General features: G+C 65.5%; 18 protein-coding genes. 15 read left to right on the plus strand and 3 right to left on the minus strand.

Going from position 1 to position 18484, the window contains the following annotated elements; all coding sequences use genetic code 11:
* Window positions 1-12: 12 nt before the first annotated feature.
* The 15 genes from BBTA_RS09070 to BBTA_RS09140 all read left to right on the plus strand — a co-directional run bounded on the left by BBTA_RS09070 (window position 13) and on the right by BBTA_RS09140 (window position 14378).
* Window positions 13-1014: a GlxA family transcriptional regulator gene (locus BBTA_RS09070; RefSeq protein ID WP_148221421.1), complete on the plus strand. Its 1002-nt coding sequence runs from the start codon at window positions 13-15 to the stop codon at window positions 1012-1014.
* 168 nt (window positions 1015-1182) lie between these two features.
* The gene (locus BBTA_RS09075; RefSeq protein ID WP_012042174.1) at window positions 1183-2349 is read left to right on the plus strand and encodes a transporter substrate-binding domain-containing protein; all 1167 of its coding nucleotides are present in this window, start codon (window positions 1183-1185) and stop codon (window positions 2347-2349) included.
* Between the two features lie 36 nt (window positions 2350-2385).
* Entirely contained in the window at window positions 2386-2994 is a 609-nt protein-coding gene (locus tag BBTA_RS09080) for an ANTAR domain-containing response regulator (protein ID WP_041750506.1), read from the plus strand.
* Window positions 2995-3244: 250 nt separating this feature from the next.
* Window positions 3245-4501: an ABC transporter substrate-binding protein gene (locus BBTA_RS09085; RefSeq protein WP_041750507.1), complete on the plus strand. Its 1257-nt coding sequence runs from the start codon at window positions 3245-3247 to the stop codon at window positions 4499-4501.
* A 62-nt stretch (window positions 4502-4563) separates the two neighbouring features.
* Entirely contained in the window at window positions 4564-5457 is an 894-nt protein-coding gene (gene urtB, locus BBTA_RS09090; protein ID WP_012042177.1) for an urea ABC transporter permease subunit UrtB, read from the plus strand.
* A 2-nt stretch (window positions 5458-5459) separates the two neighbouring features.
* Entirely contained in the window at window positions 5460-6608 is a 1149-nt protein-coding gene (gene urtC / locus BBTA_RS09095; RefSeq protein WP_012042178.1) for an urea ABC transporter permease subunit UrtC, read from the plus strand.
* A 3-nt stretch (window positions 6609-6611) separates the two neighbouring features.
* Entirely contained in the window at window positions 6612-7355 is a 744-nt protein-coding gene (gene urtD / locus BBTA_RS09100) for an urea ABC transporter ATP-binding protein UrtD (protein ID WP_012042179.1), read from the plus strand.
* Complete coding sequence (urtE, locus tag BBTA_RS09105) at window positions 7355-8050, plus strand: urea ABC transporter ATP-binding subunit UrtE (protein WP_012042180.1); 696 nt, start codon at window positions 7355-7357, stop codon at window positions 8048-8050. The genes urtD and urtE overlap by 1 nt, the downstream gene beginning before the upstream one ends.
* Window positions 8051-8142: 92 nt before the next feature.
* Window positions 8143-9180 (plus strand): aliphatic amidase, encoded by a 1038-nt coding sequence (locus BBTA_RS09110; RefSeq protein WP_012042181.1) that lies wholly within the window; start codon window positions 8143-8145, stop codon window positions 9178-9180.
* A gap of 75 nt (window positions 9181-9255) precedes the next feature.
* Window positions 9256-9801 (plus strand): urease accessory protein UreE, encoded by a 546-nt coding sequence (ureE, locus tag BBTA_RS09115; protein ID WP_012042182.1) that lies wholly within the window; start codon window positions 9256-9258, stop codon window positions 9799-9801.
* 3 nt (window positions 9802-9804) lie between these two features.
* Window positions 9805-10476, plus strand: coding sequence for an urease accessory protein UreF (locus BBTA_RS09120; RefSeq protein WP_012042183.1), 672 nt, complete (start codon window positions 9805-9807; stop codon window positions 10474-10476).
* A gap of 12 nt (window positions 10477-10488) precedes the next feature.
* On the plus strand, window positions 10489-11184 hold the full coding sequence (locus tag BBTA_RS09125) for an urease subunit gamma (RefSeq protein WP_012042184.1): 696 nt from the start codon (window positions 10489-10491) through the stop codon (window positions 11182-11184).
* A 21-nt stretch (window positions 11185-11205) separates the two neighbouring features.
* Window positions 11206-12915 carry an urease subunit alpha gene (ureC, locus tag BBTA_RS09130; RefSeq protein ID WP_012042185.1) on the plus strand — a complete coding sequence of 570 codons (1710 nt, stop codon included), beginning with the start codon at window positions 11206-11208 and terminating at the stop codon, window positions 12913-12915.
* A 4-nt stretch (window positions 12916-12919) separates the two neighbouring features.
* Window positions 12920-13570, plus strand: a complete 651-nt coding sequence (ureG, locus tag BBTA_RS09135) for an urease accessory protein UreG (RefSeq protein ID WP_012042186.1) — start codon at window positions 12920-12922, stop codon at window positions 13568-13570.
* Entirely contained in the window at window positions 13536-14378 is an 843-nt protein-coding gene (locus BBTA_RS09140; RefSeq protein ID WP_012042187.1) for an urease accessory protein UreD, read from the plus strand. Before ureG ends, BBTA_RS09140 begins: the two co-directional genes overlap by 35 nt.
* A 2-nt stretch (window positions 14379-14380) precedes the next feature.
* Here BBTA_RS09140 and BBTA_RS09145 read toward each other — a convergent pair whose 3' ends face one another.
* From BBTA_RS09145 to BBTA_RS09155, 3 genes are all read right to left on the minus strand, one after another.
* A complete protein-coding gene (locus tag BBTA_RS09145) occupies window positions 14381-16690 on the minus strand; it encodes a nitric oxide reductase activation protein NorD (protein WP_012042188.1) in 2310 nt (769 codons plus the stop codon).
* Complete coding sequence (locus BBTA_RS09150) at window positions 16687-17487, minus strand: CbbQ/NirQ/NorQ/GpvN family protein (RefSeq protein ID WP_012042189.1); 801 nt, start codon at window positions 17485-17487, stop codon at window positions 16687-16689. The genes BBTA_RS09145 and BBTA_RS09150 overlap by 4 nt, the downstream gene beginning before the upstream one ends.
* A gap of 197 nt (window positions 17488-17684) precedes the next feature.
* On the minus strand, window positions 17685-18422 hold the full coding sequence (locus tag BBTA_RS09155) for a hypothetical protein (protein ID WP_012042190.1): 738 nt from the start codon (window positions 18420-18422) through the stop codon (window positions 17685-17687).
* Between the last annotated feature and the right edge of the window lie 62 nt (window positions 18423-18484).

Consider the following 18484-nt stretch of genomic DNA (forward strand, 5'->3'; position numbering starts at 1 on the left):
CTCTCCGAGGTGATGTCCAGAAACGACGAAAGAGGGTCTAGAAGCGACGGACCGAGGGGCGACGACGTCCGGGCGCATCGGGTTGGCTTCCTGCTGATCCCCGGCTTCGCGCTGATGTCCTATGCGTCGGCGGTCGAACCGCTGCGGGCGGCGAACGTGCTCAGCGGCCGGACGCTGTACCGCTGGCGTCACATCGCGATCCGCGGCAGCGATATCGCTGCCTCCAACGGCGTCAGGATCCCGGCCGATGCCACCATCGGCAGCGCCGCACGTCTCGACTCCATCGTGGTCTGCGCCGGCGGAAATCCGGCCACTTTCTCGCATCCACCCACTCTCTCTTATTTGCGGAGCACGGCGCGGCATGGCGTCCGGATGATCGGCGTCTCAGCGGGTCCCTTCATCCTCGCCCAGGCTGGCCTGCTCGACAGCTATCGCTGCACCCTTCATTGGGAGCACATGCCGGCGTTCACCGAGACGTTTCCGCACTTGTCGCTCAGCCGCTCGCTGTTCGAGATCGATCGCGACCGCTTCACCTGCGCTGGCGGCATCGCGGCGCTCGACATGATGCATGCGATGATCAGGATCGATCACGGCGCGCGGCTGGCGGCGGCGGTGAGCGACTGGTTTCTGCAGACGGAGGTCCGGCGCGGCGGGGCTGCACAGCGGCTGTCGCCGGCACAGCGCTTCGGGGTGCATCATCCCAAGCTGGTCGACACGCTGCTGCGCATGGAAAGGCGGATCGAACGTCCGCTGGCACCTCGCGAGCTTGCCGCCGGCGCTGACCTGTCGTTGCGGCAGCTGGAGCGTTTGTTTGCGCAACATCTCGGGACGACCCTTCATCGCCGCTATCTGCAGATTCGGCTCGAGCACGCGCGCGGGCTGCTGCGCCAGAGCACGATGGCGATCCATGAGGTCGCGCTCGCCACGGGATTTGCGACGCCGATGCATTTCGCGCGCTGCTATCGGCGTCAGTTCGGCCTGGCACCGCGCGAGGAACGCAGGGCACACCGATGACACTCCCGATCTTGTTCGGCCTCTCTCCGCGGCGCAAGCTCCGCCATCCGGCGGTGCGGTTGACGCCAAGCAAGTAATCATCCTAGACAGAATAAAGGTGGCGTTCGTCCGCAATGCCGATCTCCGGTGTCGGAAAACGCGCATTCAGGAGAGTGGTGCTGTCGTCACATGGGTTCTTCAGAAAGGCAGCCTGAAAGCTGGCGCGTCGGCGTGCTGTTTTCGCATACCGGCGTGACCTCGGGCATCGAACGCACACAACTCAACGCCACCTTGCTGGCCATCTCCGAGATCAACGCTGCCGGCGGTATTCTCGGTCGCCCCATCGAGCCGATCATCTACGACCCTGCTTCGGACCCGAAGAAGTTCCGCGCCTTTGCCGAGCGCCTGTTCCAGGTCGACCGCATCCGTCTGTTGTTCGGCTGCTACATGTCGAGCACGCGCAAGGCCGTGCTGCCTTCGGTCGAGGGCCATCGCGGTCTGCTGTTCTACCCGACCCTTTATGAAGGGTTCGAATATTCCCGCAACTGCATCTACACCGGCGCCGCGCCGAACCAGAATTCGCTGCAGCTGGCGCGCTTCCTGCTCTCGACCTATGGCAACCGCTTCCTGTTCGTTGGCTCGAACTATGTCTTCCCTTATGAGTCGAACCGCCTGATGGCCGATTTCGTGGTCCAGGGCAAAGGCAAGGTGCTGGACGAGATCTATGTTCCGCTGCTTGCGCAAGCCAAGGATTTCGACAAGGTCATCGCCCGCATCAAGAAGACGTCGCCGGACGTGATCTTCTCGACGGTCGTGGGCAGCGGGACAGCCGAGTTCTATCGCGCCTATCGCGCCGCCGATTTCGATCCGACACGGATGCCGATCGCGAGCCTCAGCACCAGCGAGGCCGAGGTGGCCGAGATGGGGGCGGAGGCCGCCGAAGGCCACATCACTGCGGCGCCGTTCTTCGAGACGTTGTCGTCGCAGGCCGCGCGGCGGTTCGTTGCAAGTTTCAAGGCGCAATATGGCGACGATGCGCCGGTGACGGCCTGCGCCGAAGCGGCCTATTTTCAGGTCCATCTGGCGATGCGCGCGGTGGCCAAATGCGGCACGGATGATCCGGAGCAGGTGCTCGGCAACATGCGCGATTTCGAGTTCGACGCGCCGCAGGGGCGGGTCCGTGTCGATCCCGAGAACAATCACACTTACCTATGGCCGCGGATCGCGCGGGTCGACGGCCAGGGGCGCTTCCAGATCGTCTGGAATCCGGGCGTGCGCGTGAAGCCCGATCCCTATTGTGTGGTCCAGAGCCTCGACGACTGGTCGGTCGACGAGCAGCAGCTCATTCGGTCCTGAGGTCCAGGGGTAGCGTGGCGGGACGGAGATCCGGGCGTGGCCATCCAAATTCTTCGTGATCTGCGCGGCCTGCGGGTCCATGTCGTGCATCCGCCGGACAGCGAGCGGACCAAGCTCGTCGAGCATCTGCGCCGTATCGGCTGCATGGTCGAGATGCAATGGCCGGTGCCGGATTGCTGGGCTGAAGGCGCCGACGTGGTGCTGCTCGCGATCGAACATGATGTGCGGTTGGAAATCCAGCGGCTGCTGAAATCGGATGCAGACCATCGGCCGACCCTGATCGCCGTCGTCTCCTACGAGGACCCATCGACGCTGCAACTGGTGCTTGAGGCGGGTGCGGTCGCTGTCATCGAGCGGCCGATCCGGCCATTCGGATTGCTTACGAATTTGACGATCGCGCGCAGCCTGTGGTTGGAGCGGCGGGAATCCGAGAAGCGCGTGCGCAAATTGGAGCGCAAGCTCGCCGGCATCCAGCGGATACAGAAAGCCAAGGCGATCCTGATGGATGGCCAGGGATTGAGCGAGGCTGATGCTTATGAGAGCATCCGCAAGCAGGCGATGTCGAAGCGCCTGTCCATGGACGACATGGCCGCGGCGATCATTCATGCCAACGAGCTCTTGCAATACCGCGCGAAAGGTGATTAGCTTTTATTAGTTGAAGGGAGAAGATCCTTCTCAACGCAGCCGGACCATCGATGATGCTGGTCTGGCATCGGCTAGGTAGCCCGAAGAACCCGTGAAGGGTTCGTCGGGCTTTTTTGTTTTTTGGACCGAGGACAGCCGCCGGCGCACAGCGCGTCGTCGGAGCTCGATCCGCTCTGGGCGAATTTTGGCAGCAAGCAACGTGCTTCGGCGCGAACGAGGACGTGTGCCTGGACAACGGGGAGTGTGCGGTATGGCAGTCGATCGACGCAAATTCTTGAAGAGCGGCGCCCTGGCGGGCGGCGCATTGATTACCTCGCCATGGGTGTTCTCGACCGGCGCGCAGGCCGCTGGCGAGATCAAGGTGGGCGTGCTGTTTTCGCTGACGGGTGGCCTCTCGATCGTGGAGAAGTCGCTGCACGACGCCACGATGATGGCGATCAGCGAGATCAACGCGGCCGGCGGCGTCAAGGGCATGAAAATCTCGGCGATCGCCGAGGACGGCGCCTCCGATCCCAAGACCTACAATGAGAAGGCCTCCAAGCTCGTCATCCAGGATCGCGTTCCGACCGTGTTCGGCTCCTATACCTCGGCGAGCCGCAAGGCGGTGCTGCCGGTGTTCGAGAAGCGCAACAATCTCTATTTCTATCCGACCTATTATGAAGGCTTCGAGTGCTCGAAGAACGTCGTCTATACCGGCGCCGTTCCGAACCAGCAGCTGTCGAATTTCATCCCTTGGATCATCAAGACGCTCGGCAAGAAGAAGTTCTTTATCGTCGGATCGAACTACATTTATCCACGCGAGATGGCCAAGGTCTCGAAGATCCTGATCGAAAAGAACGGCGGCGAATGGATCGCCGACGAATATCTCGAGCTCGGCCATTCCGAATGGGGCTCGATGGTCAACAAGATCAAGAGCTCGGGCTGCGATGTCGTGCTGTCCAACGTGGTCGGCGACTCCGTGATCGCGTTCTATCGCGAGTACAAGAACCAGGGCCTCACCCACGACAAGCTGCCGATCTGCGCGACCGTCACCTCGGAGATTGAGATTGCGGCGATGGGCGCGGAATATGCGGTCGGTTCCTTCACCTCGTTCCCGTATTTCCAGGCGATCGACACCGATCGCAACAAGGCGTTCATCGAGCGCTACCGCAAATTCGTCAAGGACCCGAAGGCGGTGACGCATCACGCGCTGGAATCGTCCTACTTCCAGGTGTTCCTGTGGAAGCAGGCGGTGGAAAAGGCGGCCGAGATCTCGCCGGCGGCGATCCGCGAGGCCGTCAAGGGCCAGGAGTTCGACGCGCCCAACGGCCACGTCAAGATCGAGGCCGAGAACCTGCACACCTACCTGACGCCGCGCATCGCGCAGTGGCTTCCGGACGGGCAGGGCAAGATCATCGACGCCTACAAGGAGCCGGTCATGCCGCTTCCCTACGTCGCCTATGGCGAGACGCCGACGAACCTTTTCTGCACCGGGAAGGGTCTCGACGCGGCCAAGCTGAAAACCTGACGTTTGGGAAACCTCATCCACCGCGCGCCTCCCTCGCGCGGTGGATGGCGGGAGGCACTGTCATGCTCGAGGTTCTGTTCATCGGTCTCAGCCTGGGATCGATCCTGCTGCTGGTCGCGCTCGGCCTCGCCATTACTTATGGCGCGATGGGCGTCATCAACATGGCGCATGGCGAGATGGTCATGGTCGGCGCCTATGTGACCGTGCTGTCGGGCCTGTGGTTCGGCACCGACATCTTCATTGCCATCCCGCTCGCCTTCATCGTGACAGCGCTGCTCGGGCTGCTGATCGAGCGCGTCGTGGTCCGCAAGCTCTACGGCCGGCTGCTCGACACGCTGCTCGCGACCTGGGGCATTGCGATCCTGATCCAGCAGGCGGTGCGGCTCGAGTTCGGGCTGTCGTTCCTCGGCATCCACATTCAGGGCCTCGGGCCCGGCCTGCAGAACGTCAGCGTCCCCGACATCCTGCAGGGCACGTTTCGTTTCGCCGGCGCCGACATCAACCGCTATCGCGCCTTCATCATCCTGGTGACCGCCATGCTCGCCATCGCCACCTGGTTCGTGATCTATCGCACCGTGGCCGGCACGCAGGTTCGCGCCATCATCCGCAACCCGAAGATGGCCGCCGCCTGCGGCATCGACGTCACCCGCGTCAATGCGCTGACCTTTGCGTTCGGTTCGGGTCTTGCGGGTGTCGCCGGCGTGATGATGTCCGGCTTCAAGACCGTGTTCCCCGACATGGGGACCTCGATGGTGGTCGACGGCTTCCTCGTGGTCGTCATGGGCGGCGTCGGCAGCCTGCTCGGTTCGGTGCTGTCGGCCGGCATTCTCGGCGAGATCAACGGCCTGGTCGCCGCCGCGACCAACGACATCCTCGCCCGCGCCGTCGTGTTCGGCGTCGTCATCGCCATCATCGTGCTCAAGCCGAAGGGCCTGTTCGCCCTGAAGGGACGCTGACCATGATGTCGAAGCGCCGCATCGACTGGGCGATCTACGCCGCCTTCATCGTCCTGATCATGCTCGTGCCGCTGATCATGGACTCGTTCTGGCTCAACCGTCTCGCCAAATATCTCGTGTTCGGGATGCTGGGCATCGCCGTGGCGCTGTCCTGGGGCTATGCGGGCATTCTCAACCTGGGGCAGGGCCTGTTCTTCGGCGCCGGCGCCTACATGCTGGCGATGTCGCTGAAGCTCGCGAGCTCCACCAGCCTGCAGCAGGGCTCGGACAAGCCCGTGCCGGACTTCATGCTGTGGAACGCGGAGCCCGGCGCCAAGACCGAGCTGTGCTGCATCAACAAGGCGTCGTTTCTCTGGTTGCCGTTCCAGAGTCAATGGTTCGGCGTCGCCATGGGGCTGATCCTGCCGGTCGCCATCGCCTTCGTGCTCGGCTCGATCGTGTTCCGCAAGCGCATCGCCGGCGTCTTCGTCTCGATCATCACGCTGGCGCTGGTGCTGCTGGTCCGGCTCGTGATGATCGACGCCCAGCCGGTGACCAACGGCTTCAACGGCCTCACCGATCTCGGCTGGTTCAAGCTCGGCGGCTTCGAGTTCGATCCCTATGTGGTGCCGACTTATTACCTGATCGCCGTCTCGCTCAGCGTCGTGCTGATCGCAGCGCGGCTGCTGGTCGAGACCAGGGCAGGGGTCATCCTGCAGGCGATCCGCGACGATCAGAACCGCGCGCGCTATCTCGGCTTCGATGTACCGGCCTACCAGACCTTCTTCTTCGCGGTGTCGGCGCTGATCGCGGGCTTCGCGGGCATGCTCTATGTCATCGTCTCGGAGTTCGCTTCGCCGACCTTCATGGATCTGAGCTTCTCGATCACCATGGTGGTATGGGCGGCGGTCGGCGGCCGCGCCTCGATCCTGGGCGCCTGTATCGGTGCGATCCTGATCAACATGATCTCGGCAACCGTCAGCGAAACCGAAGGCTTCGCGGAAGCGTGGAAGGCGATCATCGGCCTGATCTTCGTGCTGGTCGTGCTCTACATGCCGCGCGGCATCGCCGGTCTCGCTCATGACCTGATCGATCGGTTCATCACCCGGAGGCCGTCGACGCCGGCGCCGGCGGTGCGCGTCAACGATCCATCCTCGCAGCCGGCGGAGTAGCCCATGGCCCAGGCAGCGCTCACCATCGACGGTCTCAGTGTCGATTTCGAAGGCTTTAAGGCTGTCAACGGCGTCTCGATGATCGTCGAGGACGGCGAATTGCGCGTGCTGCTCGGCGCCAACGGCGCCGGCAAGACGACCTTGATGGATCTCATCTCCGGCAAGACCAAGTCGACCGGCGGCCGCGTCTTCGTGCACGACACCGAGATCACCAATTGGGAGGAGCACAAGATCGCCCGCGCCGGCATCGGCCGCAAGTTCCAGATCCCCAGCGTTTTCAAGGAGCTCACGGTCCGCCGCAATCTGGAGGTCGCGAGCTGCAAGAATCCCGGCGTGTTCGCCAATCTCGGTTTCGGCTTCTCGGCCAAGGCCAAGATCGACGAGGTGCTGGAGCTGATCGGGCTGACCGAGGAGGCGGGCCAGGTCGCCGCCTATCTCAGCCATGGCCAGACGCAGTGGCTCGAGCTTGGCCTGCTGATCACCCAGGATCCGAAGATCATCCTTCTCGACGAACCGACCGCGGGCATGACGCAGGCCGAGACGCACAAGACCTCACTGATCGTCAACAATCTCAAGGGCCGCCACACCATCATCGTGGTCGAGCACGACATGGCCTTCGTGCGCGAGATCGCCGAGCGCATCACGGTGCTGCATCTCGGCCAGGTGCTGGCGGAAGGCAGCGTCGCCGAGATCGAGAACGATCCCAAGGTGCGCGCGGCCTATCTCGGGTCGAAGGGGATCACCTGATGCTCGCTCTGTCTCATGTCGACAGCTTCTACGATCGCAGCCATATCCTGCACGACGTGTCGCTGGATGTGCCCGATGGCCAGGTGACGGCGGTGCTCGGCCGCAACGGCACCGGCAAGACCACCCTGCTCAAGACGCTGATGGGACTGACCGACCGCATGGATGGGCAGATCCGGCTGGGCGATCAGGAGATCGGGCGGGAGCCGACGTTCAGGCGTGCACGCGCCGGCATCGCCTATGTGCCGCAGGGCCGCGAGATCATTCCCGACTTCACCATTCGCGAGAACATCCTGATGGGCTCGTTCGCGCGCGCCGATGGCAAGCGCGAGATCCCGCCTTTGGTGGCCGAGCTGTTTCCGTATCTGATGAACAATCTCGATCGCAATGGCGGCGTGCTGTCCGGCGGTCAGCAGCAGCAGTTGGCGATCGCGCGCGCGCTGGCTGCAAACCCCAGGATCATCCTGCTCGACGAGCCCAATGAAGGCATCCAGCCATCGATCGTCGAGGAGATCGAGCAGGTCATCATCCGGCTCAACCGCGAGATCGGGCTGACCGTGATCCTGGTCGAGCAGAACGTCTCGTTCGCCCGCAATGCGGCGCATCGCTTCGCCATGATGGAGAAGGGACGCATCGTCGCAGCAGGCGAAATTTCGGAACTCACCGACGCGATGGTCCATCGCCACATGGCGGTGTGACGATCCGACGTCGTGGAGAAAGCTGGTGCGCAAGCCAGCGCGCCGGAACGCGAATGGCAGGTTTTTGACGGGTTGGTAGCAAGGAGAGCAAGATGCTGCATGGTGATATCACTTCGAGCAACGACACGATCGGCGTCGCCGTCGTGAACTACAAGATGCCGCGCCTTCACACCAAGGCGGAGGTGCTCGACAATGCCCGCAAGATCGCCGACATGATCGTCGGGATGAAGACCGGCCTGCCGGGCATGGATCTCGTGATCTTCCCGGAATACTCGACGCACGGCATCATGTACGACTCCAAGGAGATGTACGAGACGGCCTCGACCGTCCCGGGCGACGAGACGGAGATCTTCGCCGAGGCCTGCCGCAAAGCCAAGGTGTGGGGCGTGTTCTCGCTGACCGGCGAGCGGCACGAGGAGCACCCGAAGAAGGCGCCCTACAACACTCTGATCCTGATGAACGACAAGGGCGAGATCGTGCAGAAATATCGCAAGATCATGCCCTGGGTACCGATCGAGGGCTGGTATCCCGGCAACTGCACCTATGTCTCGGAAGGCCCGAAGGGGCTGAAGATCTCGCTGATCATCTGCGACGACGGCAACTATCCCGAGATCTGGCGCGATTGCGCCATGAAGGGCGCCGAGCTGATCGTGCGCTGCCAGGGCTACATGTATCCGGCCAAGGACCAGCAGGTGATCATGGCGAAGGCGATGGCCTGGGCCAACAACGTCTATGTCGCGGTCGCCAACGCTTCCGGCTTTGACGGCGTGTACTCCTATTTCGGCCATTCCGCGATCATCGGCTTCGACGGCCGGACGCTCGGCGAATGCGGCGAGGAGGATTATGGCGTGCAATATGCCCAGCTGTCGAAGTCGCTGATCCGGGACGCGCGCAAGAACGGCCAATCGCAGAACCATCTCTTCAAGCTCGTGCATCGCGGCTACACCGGCCTGATCAATTCCGGCGATGGCGATCGCGGCGTGGCGGCCTGTCCCTACGACTTCTACGCCAAGTGGGTGGCCGATCCTGAAGGGACCCGCGAAATGGTCGAGTCGTTCACCCGGTCCACGGTCGGCACCGAGGAATGTCCGATCGAGGGCATTCCCAACAAGAAGGTTGCCCACCGCTGATCCGAATGCTGGCCGGCGGCGGGCCTTGCCGCCGCCGCGCCCCCTCTTGCCATCGAGTGAACGGAGGCCTCTGCGATGCGACGTATCGAGCACGTGCTGGGGAGCAGGCTGGAGCCGGACATGTCCGAAGCGCTGCATCGTCTCGAACATCGGGGGGCAGTCGATATCGTCGCCGTGCCGGCGGCCGATCTCGCCCGCCGCCGGCTGTTGATCTCGACGCGCAGCGGCGAGGAACTCGCGATCGCGTTGCCTCGGACCGAGAAGTTGTTTGATGGTGCCGTGCTGCTCCTGGAGCGCGACCGCGCGATCGTGGTGCGGGCTGCGACCGAACGATGGTTGCGGCTCGAGCCGCGCTCGATTTCGGATGCCGTCGAACTCGGCTACCAGGTCGGAAACCTACACTGGCGTGTCAGATTCGGCGGCGAGGTGTTGCTGGTGGCCCTGGAGGGCCGGCCCGAGGACTACACCGCCCGGATCGAGAACCTGATCGCGGCGCGGCGGGTGGCCGTCACCGTGCTCGACGAGGAGGCCGTTGATTCACCGCCTTCCCACGAGGCCGCGCCGTCTCACAGTCACGGTGCGAGCCATGATTCCCACCCTCATCACCACCGCGACCACTGACCCATGCTCCCGTTGTTGCGCGCGATCTGGCAGGCCGATGCGGCGTTTCCAAGCGGTGCCTTTGCCTTCTCCTACGGCATCGAAGGAGCGCTGGCGTTGCGCCCCGACATGAGCCTGGGCGAGTTCGAACGTCTCTGCGCCGCGGTGCTGCAGCAGCGCTGGGCAAGCTATGATCGGATCGCGCTGCAACGGGCGTTTCGCGCCGGCAGGGATCTCGATGCGTTGGCCGCGGTGGATCGGGAGATCGAGGCCTCCACCATGATCGAGGCGCTGCGCGCCGGTTCGCGCCGCAATGGCGCGTCATTTCTGGCGGCGCATGCGCGGCTCGGACAGCCGCTTGCGCTCAAGCTGCGCGCGCAGGTGAAGGCCGGTGACTGCCTGGGGCATATCGCCGTGATGCAGGGCGCCATATGGGCGGCGCTGCAGCTCGATGAGCAGCACGCCGCCTTGTGCTCGGCCTACACGGTGGCGTCCGGCCTCATCACCGCGGCGGTGCGGCTCGGCGCCGTCGGCGCCCTGCAGGGGCAAAGCGTGCTGCAGGCGCTGCTGCCGCTGATCGATGCCCTGGTCGCAACTCCGCTCGACGACGACGCCGAGCTCGAAAGCTTCATCCCCATCCTCGACATTGCGGCCGCGCGCCATGTCCACGCCGAATTGCGGCTGTTCGCCAATTGAGAGTGAGATCGCATGCTGCTGACGCCAACCGAACTCGAGCGCCTCACCATCTTCAACGCCGCCGAGCTGTCGCGCCGCCGCCGCGCCCGCGGGCTCAAGCTGAACTATCCGGAAGCGGTGGCCATCATCACCGACGAGATCCTCGAAGGCGCGCGCGACGGCCGCAGCGTCGCCGACCTGATCAGTCACGGCTCCACCATCCTGACCACCGATGACGTGCTGCCGGGCATCGCCGCGATGATGGACATCATCCAGGTCGAATGCGTCTTCCCGGACGGCACCAAGCTCGTGACCGTGCATGAGCCGATCCGGCCGGCTGCAGGTTCGGCTGCCGATCCCGAGCGCCCGGGCGAGATCAAGGCGCAGGCGGGCCAGCTTGCGCTCAATGCCGGCCGCCGCAGCATCACGCTCACCGCCGTCAACACCGGCGACCGGCCGATCCAGATCGGCTCGCACTTCCACTTCTTCGAGGTCAACAAGGCGCTCGAATTCGATCGTGCCGCCGCCTTCAACATGCGGCTCGACATTCCCGCCGGCACCGCGGTGCGCTTCGAGCCGGGCGCGTCCAAGCAGGTCTCGTTGGTGGAGTTCGGCGGCCGGCAGCATCTGTCCGGCCTCAACAATCTCACCGATGGCGCGGCTGCAGATCCTGCGGTGCGCAACGCCGCGCTGGCGCGCGCCAAGGCGCGCGGCTTCCGCGGCGCCTGACAGCTTCAAGGGAGACACCACGTGGTGACGATCGACCGGCGTGACTACGCCGCACTCTACGGCCCGACCATCGGCGATGCGGTCCGGCTCGGCGACACCTCGCTGTTCGCCGTGGTCGAGAAGGACCACGCCGTCTATGGCGACGAATGTCTGCATGGCGGCGGCAAGACCTTGCGGGACGGCATCGGCATGGCCGGCCTCACCAGCGCGGAAGGCGCGCTGGATTTCCTGCTCTGCAACGTCACCGTGATCGATCCCGTCATCGGCATCGTCAAGGGCGATCTCGGCATCCGCAACGGGCGCATCGTCGGCATCGGCAAGGCCGGCAATCCGGCGATCATGGACGGCGTCGATCCGCGCCTGATCGTCTCGACCGGCACCACGGTGCGCGATTGCGAGGGACTGATCGCGACACCTGGCGCGATCGATGTCCACGTCCATTTCGACAGCGCCGGCCTGGTCGAGCACGCGCTGGCGAGCGGCATCACCACGATGATCGGCGGCTCGCTCGGCCCGATTACCGTGGGCATCGACTCCGGTGGTCCCTTCAACACCGGCAAGATGCTGCAGGCGGCCGAAGCATGGCCGATGAATTTCGGCTTTCTCGGTCGCGGCAACTCGCATCGTGAGGCGCCGCTGATCGAGCAGCTGCAGACCGGTGTGATGGGCCTCAAGCTGCACGAGGATTGGGGCACGATGCCGGCGGCGATCGACACCTGTCTCAGGGTGGCCGATGCACAGGATTTCCAGGTCCAGATCCACACCGATACGCTGAACGAGTCCGGCTTCGTCGAGAACACGCTGGAGGCGATCGGCGGCCGCACCATCCATATGTATCACACCGAAGGCGCGGGCGGCGGCCACGCGCCCGACATCATCCGCGTGGCCGGCGAGATGCATTGCCTGCCGTCCTCGACCAATCCGACCAATCCTTACACGGTCAACACCTTCGACGAGCATCTCGACATGACGATGGTGTGCCACCATCTCAATCCGGCGATTCCGGAGGACGTCGCTTTCGCCGAGAGCCGCATCCGCGCCCAGACCATTGCGGCCGAGGACGTGCTGCACGACATCGGCGCGATCTCGATGCTCGGCTCCGACAGCCAGGGCATGGGCCGCATCCACGAGGTGATCTGCCGGACCTGGCAGCTGGCGTCGAAGATGAAGGACCAGCGCGGCGCGTTGCCGGAAGACAGACCCGGCTTCGGCGACAATGCCCGCATCCGCCGCTACATTGCCAAGTACACGATCAATGCCGCTAAGACCTTCGGCATCGCCGATCACATCGGCTCGCTCGAGGACGGCAAGATCGCCGACATCGTGGTGTGGCGCCCGGCGTTTTTCGGCATCAAGCCGGAGCTCGTCATCAAGAGCGGCTTCATCGCCTGGGGCGCGATGGGCGACAGCGCGGCGTCGCTGATGACCTGCGAGCCGATGCTGCTGCGGCCGCAATGGGGCGCCTTCGGCCGCGCGCCAGCGGCATTGTCCGCCTGCTTCGTGCATCCGCTCGCGATCGCGCGCGGGCTGGCGGCCGAGCTCGGCCTGTCGAAGCAGCTCCTGCCCGTGAAGGGCACACGTGGGCTGACCAAGCGGGACATGGTGTGGAACGACACCTGTCCCACCATCCGGGTCGATCCCGAGACCTTCGACGTTTTCGTCAATGGCGAGCTCGCAACCTGCGAGCCGGCCCGCGAGCTGCCGCTGGCGCGCCGCTATATGCTGAGGTGACATCATGCTTCATGCGTTGAGGCAGGCCAAAGCGCAGGCGACGGCGACGGTGGCGGCGCGGGTCGGCATTGGCGGTCCGGTCGGCTCGGGCAAGACCGCGCTGATCGAGGCGCTGATTCCAGTGCTGCAGCGTCGCGGCGTCGACTTCGCCGTCGTCACCAACGATCTCGTCACCAAGGAGGATGCCGAGCGGCTGCGGCGGTCCGGACTGATCGATCCCGACAGGGTGTCGGCGGTCGAGGCGGGCGCCTGTCCGCACACGGTGATCCGCGAGGATCCGACGCTCAACATCGCCGCCGGCGATGAGCTCGAGGCGCGCTTTCCGGGTGTCGAGCTGATCCTGTTCGAATCCGGTGGCGACAATCTCGCTTCGACCTTCTCGCTCGATCTCGTCGACTGGTGGATCTTCGTCATCGATGTCGCCGGCGGCGATGACATTCCGCGCAAGCGCGGGCCGGGTCTGCTGCGCTGTGATCTCCTGGTCGTCAACAAGATCGATCTCGCGCCGCATGTCGGCGTCGATCTCGATCGCATGCTCGCCGACGCACGGCAGGTGCGCGGCGGCAAGCCGGTGATTGCTACCAACTTGAAGGCCGGCACTGGCGTGGAGGCGGTCGCCGATGCGATCTCCGCAGCTGTCCTGTTCCGCATCTGAGGGCCGCGCGGTCGAGGCCGCGCTGTCCGTCGAGCATGCTGGCGGCCGCAGCATGCTGCGCCGCCAGCATGTCGGCTATCCGCTGCATGTCACGCGCGGATTCTATCTTGATGCCGCAAGGCCCGACCTGCTGACGCTCTACCTGCAATCGGCCTCCGGCGGGCTGTATGCCGGCGATCGGATCGGGCTCGATCTGAGCGTCGCGCGCGGCGCGGCTTTTCACCTGACGACACAATCGGCGACTGTCGTTCGCGACGGCCGCGGCCGCGGCGCCGTGCAGCGCCTGGCAGTGAATGTCGAGGCCGGCGCATTCTGCGCCGTGACCTCCGATCCCTACGTGCTGTTTCCCGGCGCGGAGCTGGCCCTCGCAAGTGAAGCGACCGTCGCCGACGACGCGGTGCTCTGCATGGCGGACGGCTTTGCCGTGCATGATCCGCACGCGCGCGGCCGCAGCTTCACCGAGTTTTCCAGCCGCCTGCGGATCCGCCGCCCCGACGGCCGGCTCCTGCTGCAGGATGCCGGTCGCATCAGCGGCGAGGATCTGCAAGGCGCGCTGGGGCGGTTTGCGGCGGCGGCCAATCTCGTCCTCATTGCGCCGCCGGATCGGCTGCCGCCGGTCAAGGAACTCCAGCAGGCCGCCGATCGCTGCGGCGCGCTTGCCGGCGCCTCAGCGGCGCCGAACGAGTCCGGTCTCGTGCTGCGCGTCCTGGCTTCCGACGGAGGCACCTTGTCGTGCGCGATGGAGGCTGCATTCCATGTCGCCGCGGCGGGCGCGCTCGGTGTTGCGCTGGCGCGCCGGCGCAAATAGCCTCATCGTCGCGCCAGCCTGAAATACAGCTCCGACAGCCGCGCCGGCAGATCCTCGACACGGTGCACCAGCATGGTGTTGCGGCGGCCGAAGATGCGCGTTGCTGCCTCGACGCCGGCGCGTCCGAGCACGACACCATAAGCATCGATGCCCTGCGCATGCAGCCCAATTGCGGCGCGGCGGGCATCCTCGATCAGGTCGAAGGGATCCGGGACGTCGATATCGGACGGTTCGCCGTCGGTCAGGACGATGAGCAGCTTGCGGCTGGTCGATGCCTTGCCGAGGACGCCACCAGCGTGACGCAGTGCGGTGCCGAGCCGGGTGGACAGACCCGCAGACAGGCCGGCGAGTCGCGCGCGGCAATCGCGGTCATAGGCCTCGCTGAAGCGCTTGATGCTGGTCATCCGCACATCGTCGCGCCCGTCCGAGGAGAAGGCGAGAAGACCAAAGGTGTCGCCGAGCTCCTCCATCGCTTCAGCCAGCAGCGCGACCGCCAAGCGTTCGACATCGAGCACGGTGGCGCCGGACGCGAGACGGTCACGGGTGGATTCCGAGGTATCGATCAACAGCAGCGCCGACAGGTCGCGATGCAGCGCCTTGGCCGAGCGGAACACGCGCAGATCGGGCGTCTCGCCGCTGCGCAAGGCGATGCCGGCGTCGAGCATGGCATCGAGATCGAGGTCGTGACCATCCTGCTGGCGCTTGAGCCTGACGGTGCGGCCGAGGCGCACGCTGCGCACCAGCCGCGCCACGCGGCCACGCAGCACGCTTGCCTGCTCCAGCGCCTGGTCGATGCTGCCGGCATCGCCCAGGCTGGCGGCAACCTCGCGCACGGTGGTCCAGTCGGCGCGCTCGATCGCATCGACGCGGTCCCATTCCGGATAGCGGGCGATGACTACGCCACGCTCGTCGGGCCCCGCCGGCCGCGCCTTGCCGGGCTCGGCGGCCGCGTTCGCGGCATCCTGTTCACGTGGTGGGCCGTCGCTGCTCTCCTGCTGCTCCGGCCTGAGCGCCTCGATGAACAGCTCCAAGGTCTCTGCGGAAGACGTCGTGTCGTCGCCAAGGTCCCATAGCCCCAGGCCGTCGTCGCGATACAGCGGCTCGACCACATAGGTCTTGGCGTTGAACTGCACCCGCATCTGGCCGAGATCATTGCCGAGCAGCATGCCGATCTCGCGGCTGATGGCGTGCTCGTCGAGCCGCGGCAGCGCCGCGGCAAACAGTGCGCGGCCCTTGCCGACGAAGCCGTCAGCGTCGACGTAGTCCGGGTCGAACAGCGCTCGCGCCAGCCGCGCCAGCAGCATCGGCGCAGTGGCGACACCGGTCGGAGTCGCGACATGATAGGGCGCCCATAGCCGCCGCAGCCCGGGCAGGCGGCGCATCGCCAGCGTCTCGACGCGGGCATCTTCGATCAGATTGACCAGCGCGACCTGGAGCGGTTTAAGCTGGCCGATGGCAAAGCGGGCACGTCCGAGCGCAAGATGCGCCTGAGCATGGGCGGCCGCGGCACGGAACAGCGCGCGCGCCGCATCGTCCTGCACACCACGATAGATCTCCGGCAGCCGGATGAGGGGGCCTGCGATCGCCGCGCGCCGCTGCGGTGTCTGTGCGCTCTCGTCGGTCGAAATGCTCCGCAGCAGTGGCACCTCGCCATAAAGCGCGGTGAGGAACGCCTTCAGCTCGGTCTCCACGTCGCTGAACGTCACCGCACCGGGATCGCGGGCGACCATCCGTTGCGCCAGCTCATCCTGCAGCGAGAAGAAGGCAAGCCGTTTGCGTCGGTCACCGGCCGCGGTGCGCAACCCGGCGGCGACGAAACTCTCGAAGGCGGCGATCGTGCCCGGCCGCAGGATCTCGGCCATGTGGTGCGCGGTCGCTGCGAGTGACTCCGGGGCCTGTGTCGCCAGCTTTTCCATCGTGCGCCACCAGCGCGACAGAGCGGCGCCGGAGCCGAGCATGCGCCGCGCCGCGGACAGCGCCTTGAATGCGTCGGTCGCGGCCTGCGCGCCGGCGTGACGGCAGATCTCAGCGCCGGATCGCGCGGCGCCGAGCAGCGGTGCGATCTCCGTCGCGCCGTCGCTCGTGCTCGCGTCCCAATAGGCGATCAGGCAGGATGGTCCAGCATTGACATTGGCGAGATCGAGCACTGCGCCGGCCCAGGCGTCCATCTCGGCGGCATCGAATCGTTGCGACAAGATCTCCCACGTGGCGGTGAAGAGTGGCCGCAGCCTGTCGCGCTGGCGCATCCACAGATGCAACGTCCGGGTCGGCCCCTCCACACCGCTGACCAATTGCAGTTGCGCCGCGCTCACGGCAGGCACGCCTCGATCGCGTCCGACAGCGCGGCGCGGATGTCGGGATTGTCGGTGATCGGCAGCACGATTCCGGACTGCACCGCGACCGGCAGCGGCAGCCCGGCGCGCACCATGCGGCCGGTGTGGATCAGCATCCGCGTCGAGGCACCTTCGTCGAGTCCGTGGCCCTGCAGGTTGCGCGAGCGCTCGGCGATGGTGACGAGCAGACGTGCGAGATCGGCATCGGCGCCGCTCTCGCGCGCCACGATCGCGCTCTCGGTGGCCGGCGGCGGATAGCCGAAATCGATGGCGATGAAGCGCTGCTTGGTCGATTCCTTGAGGTCCTTGACCGCGCTCTGATAGCCCGGATTGTAGGAGATCGTGAGCTGGAAATCCGAATGCGCCGGCACGATCTCGTTGTGCTTGTCGAGCGGCAGGATACGGCGGGCGTCGGTCAATGGATGGATCACGACGGTGGTGTCCTGCCGCGCCTCGACGATCTCGTCGAGATAGCAGATCGCGCCGTGCCGCACCGCGAGCGTCAGCGGACCATCGTGCCAGACGGTGCCGGAGGGCTCGAGAAGATAGCGGCCGGCGAGATCCGCCGCCGTCATGTCCTCATGCGCTGCGACCGTGATCAAAGGCTTTCCGAGCCGCCAGGCCATATGCTCGATGAAGCGCGTCTTGCCGCAGCCGGTCGGCCCTTTCAACATGATAGGCAGCCGCTCGTGATACGCGGCCAAGAAGGTCGCGATCTCCTGACCTTGCGGCTGGTAGTAAGGTTCCGTGGCGATGCGATAGGAGTCGAGGATCATGCTAATCTCCGCGTCCTTCGCGGAGACCGGCCAAGCACCGCCGTTCTCCGTGAAGGAGATGTGGCGATCATTGCCGTGGGAACACGCTGCGACCTCGGAGCGTGCAGAAGGCAGCTGTGCTGCGAGACGGATTAGAAACGAAAACGAGAGGTCCGACAAGACGAAATCAGGTGCGGCGGCGTCCTTGCCTGCATCAGTTACATGTAGCGAGCCACCATGGCCGCGATGTCCGGAGCGTGCTGCCGCAGGGCCTGCAGGCCGCGCTCTTCCATCGACATCGCATGGCCGGATCGGCGGCTGGCATGAGCGGAGACCGCTGGCTTGCTGCCCCCGCGCGTCTTCTGCGGGGCCTCATGACGCGCCGGCGGCGTCACCTTCGCGGTGGGCGTGGCGGCGATGGGGGTGGGCGCTAGCGGTGCAAGGTTCGGTACGACGGGCTGTGGCGGCTGCTTGGACGCGGGTTCGGTCGGTTTCGGCTCGTCGCGCTCCTGCATACGCTGGGCGGCGGCGACAACGGTTGACGCCTGAACCGGCTCTTCGGCAGCGGGCTTGACCGGAAGCGATGGCGGCACCGTCTCGATCGGCGCCGACGCCAGCACCGCGGCGACACTGGCATCGCGCTCTGCGGGTGCTGCGTCTTTTCCGACCGAAACCGGCCGCACCGTCGTCGGCTGCGCGCCCGCCACGCTGTGCTGCTCAGCCGGCGACTGGTCGGTCGCCACGATCGACGGCGCTGTTTGAGCTGCGGCCGGGGGCACTGCGCCGGACTCCTGGGAGAGCCGGCGCTGGATCACGGCATCGCGGGCCTTGGTCGCGAATTCGGACTGGGCCTTGGCCAGCCAGTCCTGCGACGAGCGCGCCGGCTGCGCCCCCCAGGCCATCGCGGCGACCGCTGCGATGCTTGCGACGCTGCTCATCATCCAGATCTTGCTCATTCTGCATCTCCCGCTCAGCTGCCGGGAAGATCGTCCGGCTCTGCGGCGGTGACTGTGACATG

Source organism: Bradyrhizobium sp. BTAi1, from assembly GCF_000015165.1.
GTDB classification, from domain to species: Bacteria; Pseudomonadota; Alphaproteobacteria; order Rhizobiales; family Xanthobacteraceae; genus Bradyrhizobium; species Bradyrhizobium denitrificans.